The sequence below is a fragment of the Planktothrix tepida PCC 9214 genome (genome assembly GCF_900009145.1).
In the GTDB taxonomy this organism is placed as follows: Bacteria; Cyanobacteriota; Cyanobacteriia; order Cyanobacteriales; family Microcoleaceae; genus Planktothrix; species Planktothrix tepida.
On record NZ_LN889782.1, the window covers coordinates 525,858 to 545,883 of the forward strand.

Annotated in this window: 16 protein-coding genes, 1 pseudogene and 1 CRISPR repeat array; of the genes and pseudogenes, 9 read left to right on the top strand and 8 right to left on the bottom strand. The window is 40.1% G+C overall.

Translation table 11 applies throughout. The features are described 5' to 3' along the window. Positions 1–17: 17 nt before the first annotated feature. Positions 18–590, bottom strand: a complete 573-nt coding sequence (locus tag PL9214_RS05255) for an HD domain-containing protein (RefSeq protein ID WP_072718664.1) — start codon at positions 588–590, stop codon at positions 18–20. Between the two features lie 112 nt (positions 591–702). Here PL9214_RS05255 and thyX point away from each other — a divergent pair, with 112 nt between their 5' ends. The 5 genes from thyX (at position 703) to rph (ending at position 3,976) form a co-directional block, all read left to right on the top strand. Then, on the top strand, positions 703–1,425 hold the full coding sequence (gene thyX, locus PL9214_RS05260) for an FAD-dependent thymidylate synthase (protein ID WP_072717778.1): 723 nt from the start codon (positions 703–705) through the stop codon (positions 1,423–1,425). Between the two features lie 82 nt (positions 1,426–1,507). Next, positions 1,508–1,954 (top strand): dUTP diphosphatase, encoded by a 447-nt coding sequence (gene dut, locus PL9214_RS05265; protein WP_072718665.1) that lies wholly within the window; start codon positions 1,508–1,510, stop codon positions 1,952–1,954. Positions 1,955–1,973: 19 nt separating this feature from the next. Next, on the top strand, positions 1,974–2,540 hold the full coding sequence (locus PL9214_RS05270) for a deoxycytidylate deaminase (RefSeq protein WP_072718666.1): 567 nt from the start codon (positions 1,974–1,976) through the stop codon (positions 2,538–2,540). Between the two features lie 92 nt (positions 2,541–2,632). Then, positions 2,633–3,181 (top strand): adenylate kinase, encoded by a 549-nt coding sequence (locus tag PL9214_RS05275; protein ID WP_072718667.1) that lies wholly within the window; start codon positions 2,633–2,635, stop codon positions 3,179–3,181. A gap of 48 nt (positions 3,182–3,229) precedes the next feature. After that, entirely contained in the window at positions 3,230–3,976 is a 747-nt protein-coding gene (gene rph, locus PL9214_RS05280; RefSeq protein ID WP_072717779.1) for a ribonuclease PH, read from the top strand. An 87-nt stretch (positions 3,977–4,063) separates the two neighbouring features. Here rph and fcmC read toward each other — a convergent pair whose 3' ends face one another. Both fcmC and fcmB read right to left on the bottom strand, forming a co-directional pair. Next, positions 4,064–4,627, bottom strand: coding sequence for a filament morphology membrane protein FcmC (gene fcmC / locus PL9214_RS05285; protein WP_072717780.1), 564 nt, complete (start codon positions 4,625–4,627; stop codon positions 4,064–4,066). A 194-nt stretch (positions 4,628–4,821) separates the two neighbouring features. Continuing rightward, a complete protein-coding gene (gene fcmB, locus PL9214_RS05290; protein ID WP_072717781.1) occupies positions 4,822–5,934 on the bottom strand; it encodes a filament morphology actin-like protein FcmB in 1,113 nt (370 codons plus the stop codon). Between the two features lie 574 nt (positions 5,935–6,508). On the opposite strand from fcmB, the gene ftsH2 reads away from it, so the two are divergent. The 4 genes from ftsH2 to PL9214_RS33385 all read left to right on the top strand — a co-directional run bounded on the left by ftsH2 (position 6,509) and on the right by PL9214_RS33385 (position 12,793). Then, positions 6,509–8,392 (top strand): ATP-dependent zinc metalloprotease FtsH2, encoded by a 1,884-nt coding sequence (gene ftsH2 / locus PL9214_RS05295; protein WP_072717782.1) that lies wholly within the window; start codon positions 6,509–6,511, stop codon positions 8,390–8,392. Between the two features lie 143 nt (positions 8,393–8,535). Continuing rightward, positions 8,536–9,846 carry an aminopeptidase P N-terminal domain-containing protein gene (locus PL9214_RS05300; protein ID WP_072717783.1) on the top strand — a complete coding sequence of 437 codons (1,311 nt, stop codon included), beginning with the start codon at positions 8,536–8,538 and terminating at the stop codon, positions 9,844–9,846. Positions 9,847–10,109: 263 nt separating this feature from the next. Then, positions 10,110–11,240 carry an MGDG synthase family glycosyltransferase gene (locus tag PL9214_RS05305; protein WP_072717784.1) on the top strand — a complete coding sequence of 377 codons (1,131 nt, stop codon included), beginning with the start codon at positions 10,110–10,112 and terminating at the stop codon, positions 11,238–11,240. 38 nt (positions 11,241–11,278) lie between these two features. Continuing rightward, on the top strand, positions 11,279–12,793 hold the full coding sequence (locus PL9214_RS33385; RefSeq protein ID WP_072717785.1) for a glycoside hydrolase family 1 protein: 1,515 nt from the start codon (positions 11,279–11,281) through the stop codon (positions 12,791–12,793). 5 nt (positions 12,794–12,798) lie between these two features. Beyond that, positions 12,799–14,021: a CRISPR direct-repeat array (repeat unit 37 nt; unit sequence GTTTCAATTCTCAATCCCCATTGCTGAGGATTGTTAT). A gap of 340 nt (positions 14,022–14,361) precedes the next feature. On the opposite strand, the gene cas7c is transcribed toward PL9214_RS33385, so the two are convergent. From cas7c to cas5, 5 genes and pseudogenes are all read right to left on the bottom strand, one after another. After that, positions 14,362–15,213: a type I-C CRISPR-associated protein Cas7/Csd2 gene (gene cas7c / locus PL9214_RS05315; protein WP_072717786.1), complete on the bottom strand. Its 852-nt coding sequence runs from the start codon at positions 15,211–15,213 to the stop codon at positions 14,362–14,364. A gap of 3 nt (positions 15,214–15,216) precedes the next feature. After that, complete coding sequence (locus tag PL9214_RS05320; RefSeq protein WP_072717787.1) at positions 15,217–16,890, bottom strand: type I-C CRISPR-associated protein Cas8c/Csd1; 1,674 nt, start codon at positions 16,888–16,890, stop codon at positions 15,217–15,219. After that, positions 16,884–17,477, bottom strand: a complete 594-nt coding sequence (locus tag PL9214_RS05325; RefSeq protein WP_083579889.1) for a type I-E CRISPR-associated protein Cas5/CasD — start codon at positions 17,475–17,477, stop codon at positions 16,884–16,886. The genes PL9214_RS05320 and PL9214_RS05325 overlap by 7 nt, the downstream gene beginning before the upstream one ends. Positions 17,478–17,587: 110 nt before the next feature. Then, positions 17,588–19,308: pseudogene (ltrA, locus tag PL9214_RS05330) on the bottom strand (group II intron reverse transcriptase/maturase). A 584-nt stretch (positions 19,309–19,892) separates the two neighbouring features. After that, positions 19,893–19,985: a CRISPR-associated protein Cas5 gene (gene cas5, locus PL9214_RS30465; protein ID WP_139294968.1), complete on the bottom strand. Its 93-nt coding sequence runs from the start codon at positions 19,983–19,985 to the stop codon at positions 19,893–19,895. Between the last annotated feature and the right edge of the window lie 41 nt (positions 19,986–20,026).

Genomic DNA, 20,026 nt, shown 5'->3' on the forward strand with positions numbered 1-20,026 from the left:
ATAATTTTTTTTCAGCGTTAATCAGCCAGTTTAACTAATTGTTCAAGCTCAGAAACAACCCGATCTAATTCTTCAACTAAAGGTGTTGATTCCACTTGACGAAAGGCATCTACCAAGGATCGATAGTACCATAAAGTTCCTTCTTTTTTGCCTGTAAATCTTTGCCATAAATTCTCCCCGATTTGACGATAATCTTTTAAAATCGATTGAGCATTATAGAGTTTATCAGCCGCAGAAACCAACCGCACCGAAGCAGAAGCGTGGGGAATATGGGCAATATACTCTTCTTTTCGTTGTCGCCAAGGAGGTTTAGGGGTAATATCAGTATCGGTACATCCTTCAACAATTTGGGCGACGGTTTCCCCAAAACGGTGTTGAATTTCGTCTCGAATTTTAGCACCTCCTTGGTCTTCAATTGCATCATGTAAAAGGGCTGCCATCGCTTCTGATTCGTTAGCCCCATATTCTAAAGCAATACTGGCAACTCCCAACAGATGAGCAATATAAGGCACTCCTGAACCTTTACGAATTTGGGTGGCGTGGAGTTGCGCTGCATAAACTAAGGCTTCGGTAAATTTGTCGGAAAGCATAATTAAGAATTCTGTGGTTAATCTTAAAAATAACTTAAATTGATCCATTTGGTGCTTTAATGTTAAAGGCTTAAAATTGTAAAGTGTTTAATTGGGTTGGTTGTGATCAAAAATGGATCGATTTCGTGTAGAAGTAATTGCTAAAACTCCCTTTCCTCAGCAGGTGATTTACGCTGCAATGCACCAAGATTATAGCGATCAGTTTGTTGTTGAGGAACGAGAATCTTGGCCGTCTGAAGACAAAGCTGGGGAAATCATTGTTAAGCGTTTATTAGCGGGTGAACGGGGACATTATGGGCCGTTAGAACACTGTCAAATTGTGTTTAATTGTGGTTATTTTCCCCATAGTGTGATGCAGCAAGCGAGAACTCACAGGATAGGGATTAGTTTTGATTGTCAATCGTACCGCTATACTTCTGGAAAAGTATTAGCTGTTGCTGAAGGAAAAGTAGATATTGAAGAAGCTTTTTATTTACGTCCAGTGGGTTATTATAGCGATCGCCAAGGGAAAAAATATTACTATTCTCCTGAACAGCGCCAACAGGATTTAAACTGGTGTTTTGAAGCAGCAAAACGCTATAAAATTGATATTGAAAACGGAATGTCCGAAGAACACGCACGGGGAAAAGTTCCCTTTGATTATCGTCAACATTTTGTTGTCAGTTTTACCTTAAGGGCGTTATTACATTTTCTGGATTTACGGTTTAAAAAAGATGCTCAGTTAGAAATCCAAAAACTCTGTGATTTAATGTGGCCTCATGTGGAAGACTGGGTTCCTGATATTGCTAAATGGTATGAACACACTCGCCTTGGAAAAGCTCGACTTGCACCGTAATTCAGTTATCAGTTATCAGTTATCAGTTATCAGTTATCAGTTATCAGTTGTCAGCTTATTTCCTATTCCCTATTCCCTATTTATGAAATTAAACATTTTGAAACTGAAAGAAGAAGCAATTTTACCTCAATATGCTCATATTGGGGATGCGGGATTAGATTTATTTTCCCTAGCTGATACAACAATTGAACCTGGAGAAAGTCAATTAATTCCGACTGGAATTGCCATTGAATTACCCCTAGGAACAGAAGCCCAAATTCGGCCCAGAAGTGGGTTGGCTTTGAAACATCAAATCACCGTTTTGAATACCCCTGGAACCATTGATGCGGGATATCGGGGAGAAATTGGAGTGATTTTGATCAATCATGGTAAAACATCCTTTAATATTACTAAAGGAATGAAAATCGCTCAAATGGTAATTGCACCTGTTTTGCAGGTTGAGATTGAAGAAGTTCAACAGTTAAGTGATACCACAAGACGCGATAATGGATTTGGGTCTACGGGATTAACATCCGCAAAACTCAACTAATTTTTACTGTTTTATGGGTATGGAAAATTCACCTGAAACCTATCAACCGCCCCTACGACCCACTTGGGATGAGTATTTTATGATGATGGCTAAACTGGTCGCCACACGCTCGACCTGTTTAGTGTTTCCGGTGGGTGCAGTCATTGTTAAAGATCGACAAATCGTTGCTACGGGTTACAATGGTTCGCCCTCCGGTTCCATTCACTGCACGACTCAGGGCTATTGCTATCCGGGGTTAAGTACCTGTGATGCCAGTCCAGTTTTACCCTCTCGTGCGGTTCATGCTGAAGCCAATGCGATCGCTCAAGCCGCGAAACATGGAATTTCTTGTGGGGGAGCCAGTATTTATGTTACCTTAGAACCTTGTATTTCCTGTTTAAAATTAATTATTTCTACAGGAATTAAAGAAATCTTTTATGAGACTATTTTTAATAGCGGGGAAAAGGCAATGGTACGAGATTTATATATTAATGATGGCTTAGTGACATTAAAACAGATTTATCTTTCTGAAGAAATTACTCAAAAAGGAGCCTCATTTTTATTAAATCCGACTTCAGTTTCGACAATGGTTAAAGGGGGACAATAGATCATAAAGTTAGATTGATTTTTGGGATTTCAGGAATTAAATTCAGTGATTTTAATAAGGGTCAGATTTCAACATCGGAGGAGCTAAATATTGTGAGACTGGTAATTCTAGGGGGGCCGGGAGCCGGAAAGGGAACTCAAGCCAAACTGCTATGCAGCTATTTGGGTATTCCTTGCTTAGATATCGGTCAGATTTTGAGACAAAAGATCAGGGCTCAGACAGAACTAGGCCGACAAGCTAAACCCTTTGTTGAACAAGGGGAATTAGTTCCCGACGAAATCATGATTCAATTTGTCCGTCAACAATTGTTAGATCCTGATGTAGCAAAGGGTTGGCTTTTAGATGGTTATCCCCGCACAGCATTTCAGGCAGAAGAATTAGATTTTTTATTAGAAGATTTAGACCAACGGTTAAATTGGGTCATTTATTTGAATGTTCCAGAAAAAGTGTTAAAAAACCGTTCTTTAGAGCGATCGCGTGCGGATGATCAACTGGGAATTATTGAGCGCCGAATTGAATTATTTTATCAACGGACTATTCCGATTTTAGAATATTATGAACCTAGAGGTCATCTTTTAGATGTGAATGGGGAGCAACCTCCCGAACAAATTTATCAAGAGATTTGTCAACGTCTTAAGTAAGAATAGATTGATAAAGCCCTGAAAAGCTTACTACAATTACTGTTAATAATTATGTGGAAACGTCCTGATCATAGAGAACCCAATCAACTCCGTCCTGTGAGTTTTGAACGAAATTTTACTCGCTTTTCCCCGGGTTCTGTTTTAGCGAAAAGTGGAGATACAAAAGTTTTATGTAGTGTTAGTATTGAACCGGGAGTCCCTAAATTTTTACAGAATACAGGACAAGGGTGGTTAACAGCAGAATATCGAATGTTACCCGGAGCAACTCCACAACGTCAACCGAGAGAATTTTTAAAATTATCAGGACGAACCCAAGAAATTCAACGATTAATTGGACGGAGTTTAAGAGCCGCGCTCGATTTAAAAGCATTAGGGGAATATACCATTACCGTTGATGCGGATGTGATTCAAGCCGATGCTGGAACCCGAACCACAGCCATTACAGGGGGGTTTGTGGCGTTAGTAGATGCCTTAAATTCATTAATTCAAAAAGGACAACTTCAACAATTACCGATTTGTCATCAAATTGCAGCGATTTCTGTGGGGTTATTAGAAGGAGAACCTTATTTAGATTTGAATTATACCGAAGATGTGGCTGCTGACATCGATTTTAATTTAGTGATGACGGAAGAATTAGAAATTATTGAACTGCAAGGAACGGCTGAATTAGGGAGTTTTAGTCGAGAACAATTAGATAAAATTTTGAATGTTGCAGAATTAGGAATTCAAGAATTATTAAAAGCTCAACGTCAAATATTAGGAGAGTTTATCCTCCTAAAAAGTGGGGAATCATAAATAATAAACAGTAGATTTTTTTTCTATTACCCATTCGTAATTCGTAATTCGTAATTCGTAATTCGTAATTCGTAATTCGTAATTCCCCTAAAAATCATCTAATAAAGAACCTAAACGTTTAAGTAACGGATCAGCTTCTTCCATTGCTTCTTTAGAAACAGGTTCTGGATCTGTTGGGAACGGATTTGATTCTGTAACAATTACAGGTATAGATTGAGGTTGAGATTGAACCGCTTCTAAACCGGTAGCAATTTCAGTTAATTTTTGATTAATAGAGATTTGTAATTGAGTCATTTGTTGGGTTAACTGATGAAGTTGAACATCCAAACGGTCTGTTGGAGTTCCCTCTTCCGTTAATACTTTCTTTTCTAAATCTGTTAATTTATTTTGAATTTCAAATAACCGCTCTTCAACGCGCTGCAAATTGGGTAAAACTTGAGGAGGATTCGGGGTAGAATTTGCCGAAGGAGGAGTTGGAGATTCGGAACGAGAGATTAATAAAAATTGCCAAAGAGCTTGTTTACAAAGATTACTAAAGGTTTGATATTTTGCCTGCGATAATTCGGTCTCAATCGCATCTAATAATGTCTGATCTGCTGCATCTTCGGTGAATGTGACTGACTGAGTTTGTTTACGATTTGCCCACAGCATAATAGAAATCCAGACCTATTGTTATCCCATGACTAATTTTGGAGCCTGGAAAATTTAAGATCAAAAAATAATTAACCAGATCCACCTTTGTTAGTGTATCAGAATTTTGAGGGGGTTTGGAAAAAATTAAACCCATCCTTTTTCCATTTTTTAACCGATGTGAATGGAATCAAGGACGGGTTTAACGAGGGGAATTAACGTCGGGTTAACTGAGCTTCACCATAGACAAACTGCCCTAAAGCATTAGATTTACGCGAAGGTTGCACCAGATGTGCTCTCAGACCTGCGTTTTTCAGTAGGGGTTGCAGGTCTTCCCAGAAAAATTCCCCACCCCCTCCGGTGATAACAACATCCGTCACCCGTTCAGGGAGCCATCGGACAACGCGATCAGATAAATCACGGGCGAAATTTTTCCGTAATTCGGGGACAATATCATCTAAGTTAAACGGTTTAACGGCTCCACGAGGACGATATAACCGTTCTCCGGCGGGTTTGTGAACGGCTTCGAGTAAATAGAGAGACTGACTATCGGCCCCTTCAATTTTACTCGCCACTTCTTCATAGAATTTACCCATCGCAAAGGTATCACTTTGGGAAACCCCTCTAGCAAACCGGAACCGATCAACGGTTAAGAAATCAGTGGTTTGATGACCGACATCCACAATGGCGACGGAGAGATCCGCGAAATTGGGAACTGAGTTGCCACCTTGGGCTTCCAGCCAAATCAAGCTGCCATAGCCTTCGGGCATAACGCGAACATTCGTAACCGTAATTTTGATCTGCTCACCCCGATAGAACATTTCGTGGGTACCAATGAGTAACCGAGTGATATGTTCTTTTTCTTGCTCAAATTGGGCTTGAGAATAGAAGGGTAGACCTAGAACGACATCGATCTCCCCCTGTAGCTTGAAGTAGCCGACACAAGCAAACAGTTTAATTAAAGCATCATCAACTTTGGAAGGAGAATCGGAACCATCTTTAAATAATGCTGCTCCAAAGTCAGCCGCGAGTTGACCGACGGCATAACCCATGCCCTGATATTCTACCCAAATATCGAGCAGGGGATCAGTATTTTTGGACTCAAAGCCACCACCTCTGGCGGTATCCACCGTTAGGGCTTTGATATTAGAGGGAATGAAAACAACTTCATTCGGGTTACGACTGGTACAGGCTTTCGTTGATGTCCGCCCTAAATCAAGACTTAAAATCGTTTTTTTACCGCTTGTCGGCGTTGTTTGCCGATTCAGCATTGAAGCAGCGGCGGCTGCGGCTGCTGGTTGTCCGGGCTGTTTATTACCACCTTGCATCGGAATACGTTACCTCACGGAGATTCAAGATTTATAATGCCTTATCTGTTGCCAATTTCATCCCTGACCTGTTGACAATATAAATATAAAGTGGAAATTCCACTTATAAAATCAGGCACAATTTAGAACTTCTCAGGAGCAGGAGCCATTTCTGGAGAAACCCTCTCAGCCCCCTTATCAGGGGAAAGCCGTCCTCCGCACGACAACCCGTTAGTCCTACTGAATCAGACAATACTCAGCAGCCTAACCCTACCGTTTGAGTCTTCTTGAAAGCTGCATCATTGCATGGACGGTTTATTTCTAGTCTTGAATTCACCTATCCTTTCACAGAAGGTCAGGGGTTTGGGTCAATCGTGCGGGTTTAGCCTGAGTTATTGTATCTCGAAAGGGGTAACGGATGGCTAACTCTTGACGTCCCCTATCGAGCCCCTAGCACAAATTGAAGTGAGTGAGTTGCTTGATGCCCAAATCTTAAGTTAAATTTAGTTAAGATTATGAATAACAAAATGCGATCGCAGTCCACCCGCACTGCATCTGTACATTCAATACCCCATAACCTAGAGCAACGCACTTTATGAAGACGTCGTGGAAAACAATACTCCTTTGGACTTTACCCGCTTTGGTCATCGGGTTTTTTGTCTGGCAAGGAGCTTTTGCCACTGCACCCGCAGAATTTGGTAAAAACACCGCCAGCACCCGCATGAGCTATGGTCGTTTCTTAGATTATTTAGAGGCTGGTCGTGTTACCAGTGTAGAACTCTATGATGGCGGTCGTACAGCCATTGTCGATGCTGTTGATCCCCAACTGGATAACCGCATTCAACGGTTGCGGGTGGACTTACCCAATAATGCTCCAGAATTGATCGCCCGGTTAAGGGCATCTCAAATTAGTTTTGATAGCCATCCCCCTCGCAATGATGGTGCTTTATGGGGATTGTTAGGAAATCTGATCTTCCCTATTTTATTAATTGCTGGTTTATTCTTCCTCTTCCGTCGGTCTAATAATGTTCCGGGTGGCCCTGGTCAAGCCATGAATTTTGGCAAGTCCAAAGCTAAATTCCAAATGGAAGCCAAAACCGGAGTCTTATTTGATGATGTGGCTGGGGTGGAAGAAGCCAAAGAAGAATTACAAGAAGTTGTCACTTTCCTGAAAAAACCCGAACGGTTTACCGCCGTTGGGGCGAGAATTCCCAAAGGGGTGTTATTAGTTGGCCCCCCAGGAACTGGGAAAACCTTATTAGCTAAAGCCATCGCCGGGGAAGCGGGTGTTCCCTTCTTCAGTATCTCCGGTTCGGAATTTGTGGAAATGTTTGTCGGGGTGGGTGCGTCCCGGGTTCGTGATTTGTTCAAGAAAGCCAAAGAAACAGCCCCTTGTATTGTCTTTATTGATGAAATTGATGCCGTTGGTCGTCAACGGGGGGCTGGAATTGGTGGGGGAAATGATGAACGCGAACAAACCCTGAACCAATTGTTAACCGAAATGGATGGGTTTGAAGGCAATACGGGAATTATTATTATTGCCGCGACCAACCGTCCTGATGTTCTGGACTCTGCGTTACTGCGTCCGGGTCGTTTTGACCGTCAAATTACTGTTGACGCCCCGGATATTAAAGGTCGTTTAGCGGTGTTGGAAGTTCACGCCCGCAATAAGAAAATTTCTGAGGCAGTGTCCTTAGAAGCCATTGCCCGTCGGACTCCAGGGTTTACCGGGGCTGACTTAGCCAACTTGCTCAACGAAGCGGCGATTTTAACGGCCCGTCGTCGCAAAGAAGGCATCACCATGTTAGAAATTGATGATGCGGTGGATCGGGTGATTGCCGGGATGGAAGGAACCCCCTTAATTGATGGCAAGAGTAAACGATTAATTGCTTATCATGAAATTGGTCATGCTATTGTCGGAACTCTGCTCAAAGACCATGATCCGGTACAGAAAGTAACCTTAATTCCCAGGGGTCAAGCTCAGGGGTTAACTTGGTTTACCCCCGATGAAGATCAAGGGTTAATTTCTCGTTCTCAAATCCTAGCGCGGATTAGCGGAGCTTTGGGAGGACGGGCAGCCGAAGATATTATTTTCGGAGATTCGGAAGTGACGACGGGTGCAGGAGGCGACTTACAACAGGTTGCAGGTATGGCCCGCCAGATGGTGACTCGTTACGGAATGTCCGATTTAGGGCCGTTATCGCTAGAATCTCAGCAGGAAGTGTTCTTAGGTCGAGATTTTGCCACTCGCACGGAATATTCTAATGAAATTGCCTCTCGCATTGATGCTCAAATTCGGACTATTGCCGAACATTGTTATCAGCAAGCTTGTCAAATTATTCGGGATAATCGGGAAGTGATTGATCGGTTAGTGGATCTTTTAATTGAGAAAGAAACCATTGATGGCGATGAATTCCGGCAAATTGTGGCTGAGTACACAGAAGTTCCTGAAAAAGAACGGTTTGCGGTTGTTCTTTAATCTCAATTTCTGTCAAAATTAACCTAAAATTAACGAGGGTCAAGCATTGCTTACCCTTGTTTTTTATCCAACCGTAGTAAGCCCTTCAGGGCTTAATTTCTGAGGCGTTCACGCCTCACTACGATTTGTAGGAGATATTAAGGATGATTACTCAAGCAGAATATCGGCAACGACGAGAACAATTAATGGCAAATATGAAGCAGGGAACGGCTATTTTTAGAAGTTCGCCAATGGCTGTGATGCACAATGATGTTGAATATAATTTTCGCCAAGATAGTGATTTTTTCTATTTAACCGGGTTTAATGAACCCAATGCGGTTGCAGTTTTAGCTCCCCATCATGAAGAACATCGATATATTTTATTTGTGCAACCGAAAGACCCGGAAAAAGAAACCTGGTCAGGTTATATTACTGGAGTTGAAAAAGCCAAAGAACTGTATGGAGCGGATGAAGTTTATCCGATTAATGAATTAGATGAAAAATTACCTCAATATTTACAAAAAGCTGAACGGATTTATTATCGTTTAGGACGGGATGAAAAATTCAATGAAACCATTTTAAAACATTGGCAACGCTTATTAAGAGTATATCCTAAACATGGCACGGGGCCGATTGCAATTGAGGATGTTTGTACGATTTTACATCCCATGCGCTTAATTAAAAGTGAGGCGGAATTAGCATTAATGCGGAAAGCGACAGAAATATCGGTGAAAGCCCATAACCATGCTTTAGAATTTGCTCAACCCGGACGATATGAGTATGAAATTCAAGCGGAAATTGAACATATTTTTGGCTTAAATGGCGGAACCATTGCCTATCCTTCGATTGTTGCGTCTGGAAAAAATGCTTGTATTTTGCATTATGTTGAAAACAATTGTCAAATGCAAGACAATGATTTACTGTTAATTGATGCCGGATGTTGTTATCAATATTATAATGGAGATATTACTCGAACTTTTCCAGTAGGGGGTAAATTTACCCCGGAACAAAAAATTATTTATGAACTGGTTTTAAAGGCTCAATTAGCTGCTATTGAACAAGTAAAACCCGGAAATCCTTATAAAAATATTCATGATACAGCCGTGAGGGTTTTAGTGGAAGGGTTAATGGATTTAGGATTATTAGTAGGGGATATAGAGGAAATCATTAAAGAAGAAAAATATAAACCGTTTTATATGCACCGAACCGGACATTGGTTAGGGTTAGATGTGCATGATGTGGGGGTGTATCAATGGGGTGAAAATCCACAACCTTTACAACCCGGACAGGTGTTAACCATTGAACCCGGAATTTATATTTCTCCTAATATTAAACTTGTTGAAGGACAACCAGAAGTTCCCGAATGTTGGCGAGGAATAGGGGTGAGAATTGAAGATGATGTATTAGTCACTTCTGAAGGGTATGAGGTGTTAACCGCAGGGGTTTCTAAGTCTGTAGAAGCAATGGAACGTTAAACAGTAGAGACGTTTGATTTAACGTCTCTCTTTTGATTAATATCCGGGTGGGAAAACCCCGCCCCTACGATGGATTTTCTCAACTATTTCAACACAATACAGTAATAGCAGTTGCGTAAATCGGGTCATTGACATAAGCTGATGCTTAAACCCAGGACGGTGAAATATTTTTCTTTCTGTTACGCTGTTCCCTGCTATATAATAGAAATATCTATACTGAGTTAAATTAACCTTAATTTAGCCTTAACAATTCTTAATTCATTATGACTCATATTTTGATATTGTACTCGTCTTTAGGGGCTGGACATAATAGTGCTGCTAAAGCCTTAAATCAAGCGTTTTCCCATTTTACTGATGTCACTGTTACCGTAGAAGATGCGTTAGATTATGCGAGTTCTATTTATCGTAATACCGTTACCAGTATTTATAAACAATTAAGCGAAAAAGCCCCTCAAATTTATCGCGCTTATTATGAAGGAACGGATTTAGAAGATTTAGAACGGTCGTTAGAATTAAATATTGTTACGGCTAAATTAGAACGAGTTTTTTTTAGAAAGCTGCGACATTTTATTGAAAAAGTGAATCCTGATGCGATTGTTTGCGTTCAACAAATTCCTAGCCGCTTGTTACAATTATTAGAAGAGGAAGAACGGATTTCAAAACCTCATTATGTCGTTATTACTGATGTAATTGCTCACAGTAGTTGGATTAATAAAGAAGTCGATGGTTATTATTTACCCAACGATTTAACGGCTGATTTCATGATTAAACGGGGAGTAGACCCTGAAATTCTTCATGTTACTGGAATACCGATTAAACTGGAGATATTAGAACCTAAATCTCAAGTGGAAATGCGGGAACGTCATGATCTGCCAACTAACAAACCTGTTGTTACAATATTTGGAGGAGGGTTACATTATAAACGGGTGCGTTTGATGGTTTCTCAACTCATGGATAACCTGAAAACGGGTACATTAATTGTAGCAGCCGGACGCAATGAACAACTGTTAGATTCCTTAGCCGAATTAGACTCTACCCCAGATATAGAATTACGAAAATTAGGATTAATTGATTATGTTGATGATTTAGCGGTGGCGAGTGATTTAGTGATTACCAAAGCAGGGGGATTAATTGTTAGTGAAGTGTTAGCACGAGGAACACCGATGATTATTGTTGATCCCTTTCCCGGTCAAGAAGAATGGAATGCGGATTTAATCGTCGCCGCAGGTGCAGGAGTTCAGTTAAGATTACCTGAAATGGTAGCGCCTTGTGTAAAGTTTTTGTTAAACCATTCTGAACGTTTATCCCAAATGCAAACGGCTGCGTTAGAATTAGGAGAACCCCGTGCGGCTCTCAATATTGCTGAACATATCTTATCACAAACTAAGCATTAATTAATTTTATTTCAATATTACCAAAAGGAGTATTTATTTTGACTGGTCAAAGTAACTTTTTATGGGGCGTTGCTACGTCTGGTTATCAAAGTGAAGGGGGGTATAATGGTGTTGGACAACCCCAAAATAATTGGTCAGAGAGTGAACAAAAAGGCAGAGTCATGCGAACTGGGAACGCTTCTGAGTTTTGGACTCGTTACCCAGAAGACTTTAATCAATGTCAAAAATTAGGCTTAAATTCTTTCCGCTTAGGATTAGAATGGAGTCGCATTCAACCCACAACAACCCCGGAAATTTCTCCCGCCCCCAATTATGATTTTCAGGTGTTAGATGACTATGCAGAACGCATCGCGACTTGTCGTCAATATGGCTTAGAACCTATTGTCACCTTACATCACTTTACCCATCCCGCTTGGTTAGGAATTGATGCTTGGTTATCCTCAGAAACCATTGATTGTTTTATTGACTATGTGACCGTTACTGTTACCTATATTAACCAACGTTTAACGGATTACTATCAACAACCTCCGATTCATTGGTATATTACCATTAATGAACCCAATATTTTAGTTCTAAATACCTATCTAAGCGGTCAATTTCCCTCTGGGAATTTTACGGGAATTCTAGCGGTTTGGAAAGCTTATAATCATTTATTGGCGGCTCATATTCGCGCCTATAATGCAGTTCATGATATTTATGAAAAATATGGATGGACAAAACCGCTTGTGACCTTAAACACCTATTGTAGTGATTTATATTGGTCAGAAAAAGTGATTTGGGATTTGTTAGATACCCAGACCAGGAAAGTCAAGCCTAAGGAACTCAGAAATTATGTTTATGCTCAAGCCAAACATTTAGAAACCGCTTTGCGTCGAGCTTCTTTACCCTTTCGTAAAGATATTCCCTATCAATTGGGACGGTTAGCCCGTTGGATGGGAAATCGCATTGGTCATCGAACCTTTGATATTAAACATTTAGACTATTATTGGCAAGAATTAATGGTTTCTCCTCGCCAAAAAGTCTATGATTATCTCGCTATAGATTATTATGATCCCTTTATTGCTCATACGTTCCGTTTACCGTCTTTTTCTGATTTTGAATTTAAAACTAAAGGAATTAGAAATTGGTTAATGACCGGAATTACGAGTAAATGGTGGGACTGGCGAGCGCTCCCTGAAGGATTATCGTTTTTCTGTAAATATTATGCTCAGGAATATAACCTCCCGATTTTAATTGCTGAAAATGGCATGGCGTTACGTCGAAAACCGGATAATAGTATTGCAACTCGTCGTTCTGACCAACTGCACCGCAGTCAATTTTTAGAAGCCCATCTGCGCCAAATTCAACAGTTATTAAAGGAAAATATTCCGATTTTGGGATATATGCACTGGTCGTTAACAGATAATTATGAATGGGGGTCTTATACGCCCAGGTTTGGGTTATTTAGTATTGATTTTAATCGCGGAACAGAACGGGAAATTGAGGATCATTTAGGCGATCGCCCTGCGGAAACCTATGCTAAATTAATTCAAGAAATTCAAAATAGTGTCTGATTCTGGTTTCAATTCTCAATCCCCATTGCTGAGGATTGTTATTTTTCCTTGAATTTTATATGGGCATCCCAAAATAGTTTCAATTCTCAATCCCCATTGCTGAGGATTGTTATCATAATTCAGATTCTAGCACAATCCCCTAAATCTAGTTTTAAAATTCTCAATCCCCATTGCTGAGGATTGTTATAGGGATTAACCCAGGTGACTCTATTATAAAATCTGGTTTCAATTCTCAATCCCCATTGCTGAGGATTGTTATCGACGAGATTTTCCTTGTTCATTATAGGTGTTAACGTTTCAATTCTCAATCCCCATTGCTGAGGATTGTTATCAACAATGAGTTTAGAAAACATTGGAGGAGAAGAGAGTAGTTTCAATTCTCAATCCCCATTGCTGAGGATTGTTATGATTTATTAACTCAGGAGTGATCGCACTGGCTAGAGTTTCAATTCTCAATCCCCATTGCTGAGGATTGTTATTCTATAGGAGATGTTGCTAAAATCAAAGCAAGAAAATAAGTTTCAATTCTCAATCCCCATTGCTGAGGATTGTTATACATAGGCAATTAAATCTTTACGAGCTTGATAGATATCATGTTTCAATTCTCAATCCCCATTGCTGAGGATTGTTATTCAAGGCGGTCTATATCTGATTGAGTGAGATAGGGTTTCAATTCTCAATCCCCATTGCTGAGGATTGTTATCCCTCGTTTGATAGTTTGTTGGAATGGTTGATCCTTGTTTCAATTCTCAATCCCCATTGCTGAGGATTGTTATGGTTTTGCTGCCTCTGCCTTTTTTTCTTGTTTTTTTGTTTCAATTCTCAATCCCCATTGCTGAGGATTGTTATACTCCACCACCGCGAGGGGTTTAGTCCTTTCTGTATTTCAAGTTTCAATTCTCAATCCCCATTGCTGAGGATTGTTATAATGATTAATTAACATTTTGGAGCAACCTATGAGTCAAGTTTCAATTCTCAATCCCCATTGCTGAGGATTGTTATGTGAAGGATTTTATCGGATTTATGCCTTCAGACAAGAAAAGTTTCAATTCTCAATCCCCATTGCTGAGGATTGTTATTTAACCAATATTGAATACCCTCCTGCTAGTGGGAATTTTTGTTTCAATTCTCAATCCCCATTGCTGAGGATTGTTATCGGCTAGTCCTATTCTGATTGCTAGAAATTCATTAGTTTCAATTCTCAATCCCCATTGCTGAGGATTGTTATAGCAGGCTGCTGGAACCCCTGTGATATTTAATTTTCAAGGTGCAATTCCGCCAATCTAATTTAATAATAGCAAATCTTCCCATTATTTGTCAAATTTGTATTAAAAAAAAATCCTTGAATCCCTTTCAGATTAAGCCTTACACAGATTGCGCCAACCTATTTTTTAAATAAATGCCAGAACTCATACAGAATAAGGGTTCTGGCATAAACGCCCAAAAACAGCTAAGGGTTGTTTCAATTCGCAATCCCTATAACTGAGGATTGTTAGGTTCAGGCTGTTTCTCCCACACCTCGAAGTATTGTTTAAATTCTCAATCCCTATAAAAAGGGGTTGTTCTGGTTATTGATTAATATCCCAGAGATTCACACCATCAGGAATTTGCCCATCAATTTTAATCTCGTAATCATTAATACTTCGAGGGATATCAGATTGTTTTTCTACTGACAACAAATCAAACAATTTATGAGAAGGAAAATTTCCCCATTTGCTATCATGGGTAAACACAAATAAGCCACGACAATTCATTGAAGAACGGGAAGAACTGCGATCAAATTCCCAACAATTTAATAATGATTCCCAGAACAATTGGAGATCATCACTAGAAACCTTACCGCCCAAACCCGGGTTATAATGAATTTCAATCTTAAACAATCCATAAGGAATTAACTCTTTCCGTCCCATCGTTTTATTGTCTTTTTTCTCCTTAGCTTCCGTCGCCGCACACCGGGTAATAGTAGCAGAAATAGGCAAAACTGGATCATAAGAGCGCCCCCAAGAAATTTGTAATGGCCCCCAAACTTGACCCGCATTTAAACCCGTAGAAAGCACCGCCCCAAACATCCGAATATCATAGAAGTTTTCAATCATCCAGTTTCGAGCTTTTTCTTGTTGGTCAGACGTTGATTCCTTTTTCTTGACTTCAATTTTTAACTCTGAATAAGCTTTCTCAATTTTCTCATTTAAGACGCTGCCTTCTTCAACAAAAATTTTATAATTGACCTCTCCCTTTTTCGTCAGTCTAACATAGTTGCGAACCTTCCGTTTCATACAAGCATCACTGATTAAACCATGTCTGGTTTCTGGGTCAATTCGGGGTTGATTTCCTGCATCTGGGTCGCCGTTAGGATTACCGTCCAGACAATCAACTAACAGAATTGCATCGTGTTTTTTAGAAGGATCAAAGTGTAACATAGTTTATTCTTCCTCGTTATTTTTATTGGATTTTTTGGTAAAAAACTCAGCCCGTTTCTTAGCAAATCCTACAAAAAATAAGGATTGCTGACGGAGGGTAAAATTGTCGGGTAAATTGTCAGGAGAAATAGTTCGGAACTCCTCATCTAATAGAAGTTTAATGTACTTAGTTTCTTCTTCCAAAAGGTGATGAGCATAACACCCTTGATAAAGTCGTCCGAAAACTTGAGAGGGAGTTGTAGAAAGTGTTTTCAGAGAACGGGTAACATTAGTATCTTCTTTCTCCTGTTTTCGTGCTTTTATTTGTGCCATGTGCATTAGGAAAGTTATCCGTCCTAACTGATAGGCAATTTGATCATTTGGGTCGTTCATATTGGGATATTGGGTATAGAAAAATAAAGCTTTTGCCCGGTCAAAAGATGCAAAAGTGTCCTGTTCCGCACAGATTCTATCAATGACTTTCTTGGCATAAATTTGAGGAAGTTCTTTCCCTAATAATGCAAATTGAATCAAGGCAGTATCAATCACTTCCGTATGTTCTTTATTGGGATCAAAGAACGCAGCCTTACGGAAAACCCAGATCGGTTTGATCCATTGTTCAAACCACTGTTGAAGTTGACAAAACTGTTCAACATTATCTGCAATTGCATCCGGGGAAATGGAGTCAATTTTGTTGATGGCAACCCGCCCCATGTTCCCTTTAAGAATACCCAGATAAAACTTGCTGGAATAATGACGGGTATTTAAACTTTTCCCCGTGTTAATGCCTTGAATTAAACCCTTTAAACGGCAGGCTTGAACATCTTGCCAAAACTCAGGATTGATGCCTTCTTGGTTCTGATTTCCCCAAAAAACAAACATCTGATTCCCAAACTTCTGATGATGTCTGGGATTACTTTGCAACATTTCCACACCTCCTAAAAACCCTAATGCGGTATCAATTCCAATGGGTGCATTCTGACAGTTATCCCATGCCCAACTTTGATACGCTGACTTATCAAAACTGGAAATAGCAGAACCCGTTGATTGACCCCCTGGAATGCCTTTAAGTTTGCCGGGTAGGATATGGGTTAAAACTTGCGTTTCTTGACCTGTAATAATGCAATTACCCGCTTTTTTTGTCTGTTTAGATAGGAAATGTTGACTCCAAAACTGTTGAATTCTGGGACGATTGGTGACAAGTTCAGCTTGTTCTGTTTCCGGGTTTTGATAATAGAAAACAAACCGTTCCGACTCACCCGGCTTTTTGTCCTTGGGTGGCTTATTTCCCAGGGTTTCAAGCTGAGAAATAATAGATTCTGGGGTAGATTCCTGAATAAATTTTAGAACCTTTTCCAGAATCGGGTCTGATGTCACCTGCCAGCATTCTTGCAGGAGTTCTAAATAGCTGGATACTTTTTTATGGGTATCTTTACTTGACCCAATGCCAAATAAATATTCTCCCGTATCAGCAATTAATAGAGGAGCTACACCATTACGATTGAGATTAGGAAGAATCAGTTTTTCACCCGGCTTAAAGAAAACCTTATCTTCTTTCTTCCCGATTTTAATTGTTTTTGTTTGCAGGAGGGAAATTAAGCTTGTTTCCAGGTCAATACTATAATGAGCAGTATTCGTTGAATAACCCACAGGAGGAAGTTGAAGCTGTTTTGAAAACTCATAAAGTTCAGCTAACATCTCACGACCCCATCACGCATAATGGCTTCAAAGAATTCAGCTAAAACACGACCTTTAATAATCTTCTGAGATTCGTTATCTTTCCATTCCACATTCCCTTTTGGATCTTGGATAAAGTGCATTTTCTTCAGGATTCGTCCGAAGTTAAACGTCCCCAAGAGTTCAGGATGAATTTGCTCATTCCCATCAGGAAAACTGAAATTAGCGGTGAATTCCCGCACACCTAAACAAGGTTGTTTAAAGCATTGTCCTCGTTCAATTCTTCTAGAACAGATAGCATAATATTTATCTATGGGTTCTGTCGCTTTTGTTGTTAGGTGTAAGCTGAAATCTATGATGTAAGCCACATTTTTTAGAACAACATGATTTCGCTGGGATCTATCTTCATTAATCAAATACCGTCCAGAGGGGTTTTGAGTGGCCCAGGTTTTGACCGTGGAAACAGCAATTTTGCTTTGTCCCATATTACGGAATAGGGATTGATACCGAATCGGATTCAATACCGTGATCGTTTGGATACTGTAGGTTATTTCCGGTTTCCAGAAAATCGCCTTTAGGATTCCCTCTGCTGCCGATGGCGTTAGGATTGGTTAGAGTCGATAGGAGCGTTACCACTCCTACCTCTCCTTCAGAACCGTGCATGAGACTTTCATCTCACACGGCTCCTTGATAATTCCACCTTTGTTATAGGTACGATTCAAAACGGTTTATTGTCGTGATTCTTGATTAAGGAACCGTCGTGTGCCGTTTTTATGTCGTGACAATGTTTGTGTAGAAGTTGCAGATTATCATAGGTATCCTTTCCACCTAATGATATTGGTTTGATTGTGTCCCAACTTCCACAATGTCTGTACTTGTAAAATACAGACCACAGTGAGGACAAATACCTTTTTGTTTCTTGATTAATTTGGAAACCCTGGTAGGTGTTTCTGGGTATTCGCCTCGTCGCTTACTCCAATAAGTCCAGTTTCCATCAAACGGACTAGCTTCACCTTTGACCTTTGTATGCCTTACGATTGGCGTACTGCTATGGGTGAGTAATTCTAATCCATCTTCTGTACTGAAACACCAATTTCTGTCTTCTACTGTTCTCCAGTATTTGTTTTTATTGATGTTCCCTTTTCCCCTCATTCTTGCCCAAGCTCTCAGTTTGTCATAAGTTAGATGGTCAACCTTTGAGAAGGTTTCTTTACTAACAACTGTTGAATAATAGTTTGACCAGCCTCTAATAATTGGATTCAGCTGACTAATTAAAGCAGCTTGAGGCGCAGTCTTATGATTGTCTATTACTTCAGCTATCTTGATAAGATGAGTCTTGATTTTTGTTTTTGAGGGTGTGATTATTGTTTTAAAACCTAGTGGTGTTCCCTGGGAATTCTTAGCACTTCTGTAATTTCCTGTTGTGTGCTGTTGAATGTGGAACCCTAGGAACTCAAACCCAACATTTCCATCAATTTTATCGAGGGTGTGGGTTAATTTTGTTTTACTGGGTTTTAATTCCAGTCCCATATCACTTAACCATTCGGCGATTATCTCTTGACACTTTTTGACAACGTTTAAATCCTTGTGGATGATCACAAAGTCATCAGCATATCGGATTAGACTAAGGGATTCACGGTTAACCGATTTTTGCCCTTTTAGAGTTTCTGCATATTGCTTGACTCGTTCTTCCATACCATGTAGGGCAATATTCGCAAGTAGGGGTGAAATTACCCCCCCTTGCGGTGTACCATTATTGGTAAGAAAAAGTTCTTTTCCATCCATATACCCTGCCTTAAGCCATGATTTAATTTGTCTGCTTAATGTGGGGTATGTTTGTATTTTGGAGATTAATGCCTTGTGGTCTATCCGGTCGAAGCATTTTGATATATCAGCATCTAGCACATATTTAGCTTTTTGCTTAATACTGTTATAAATTGCATCAATCGCATCATGACAGGAACGTCCTGGTCTGAAACCATAACTGTTTGGCTCGAATTTAGCCTCCCATTCTGGTTCTAACGCTAGTTTGACTAACGCTTGTAATGCACGGTCGTTTATTGTGGGTATTCCTAATGGACGGGTTTCGGTTGTTCCGGGTTTGGGAATTATTACCCTACGAGTAGGTTTTACCTTACCTGTTAACTTTAATCGTCCTACAAGGTTCATCCGTTGTTTTGGTGTTAGAGATTTGACTCCATCCACACCTGCGGTATTTTTGCCTTGATTATCTTGTGTTACCCGACGTACCGCGATACATTTTGCCGACCAAGACCTAATCAGGGTCTTCTGAAGTTTGCGAACTGCTTTAACATCGCCTCGTTCACTCGCTCGAAATATTCTCTTTTGCAACTTAAAAGTCACCTGTTCTAGCTTGCGCCAGTTGATGTCTTTCCACTCCACCGTCTGATTTTTATTCAGCGTTTTAGATTTATTCATTGCTACTTGTTCTATTTCTTTGGAATTACCGAGTATCTGTCAGCATATCCCTTGCATTACCAAGGGCATTCGCTTTTGATACCATCCCTCCCCTAGTTACCATTCGTTAGCTACTTACTGGTTATCGACCTTTTTACCAGAGATAATTAGGGGTTACTTCGTTCCGATTACATATTTGTTTGAAGTCTTTAGCGTGATGCTCTCCACCGGGTTTATTGGGCTTGTGCTAATAAGTCGGGCTATCAACCGCTTATGCCCTTTCCTTGCCTTTTGGCTTGGTGTTTATCAAGTTTTATCTTGATTTAGCCATTACACCATTTCGTATCACGATGGTTCGGACACATCTTTGCTTACGCTACGCATGAACTTCTTGCTCGATAGTTACCAGATTTGGCTACCAGTAGTTCTACCTTTTAACCCCGCTTTAGTCTGTTAGTTGCTACCTAGTAAACTAGGGGTTATGCTTTCACCTCAGCACTTGAGGGATGGGACTTAATTCACAGAATTTCACCCATAAATGTAATCAGTTGTCACTAACTGTTTAGACAGTTAGGCTAACCTTCCCATAAGCTTTTCAGCTTATTTTAGGTTAAACGAATCGCACGATAGGAATACGGATCTGCTTTTGTTTCGGGGCGAGTAAACAATGCCAAGTCACCCCATACCTTTAATTTCATGTTCTATACTGTCATAAAGTGAGTATAAACTAACACAAGAT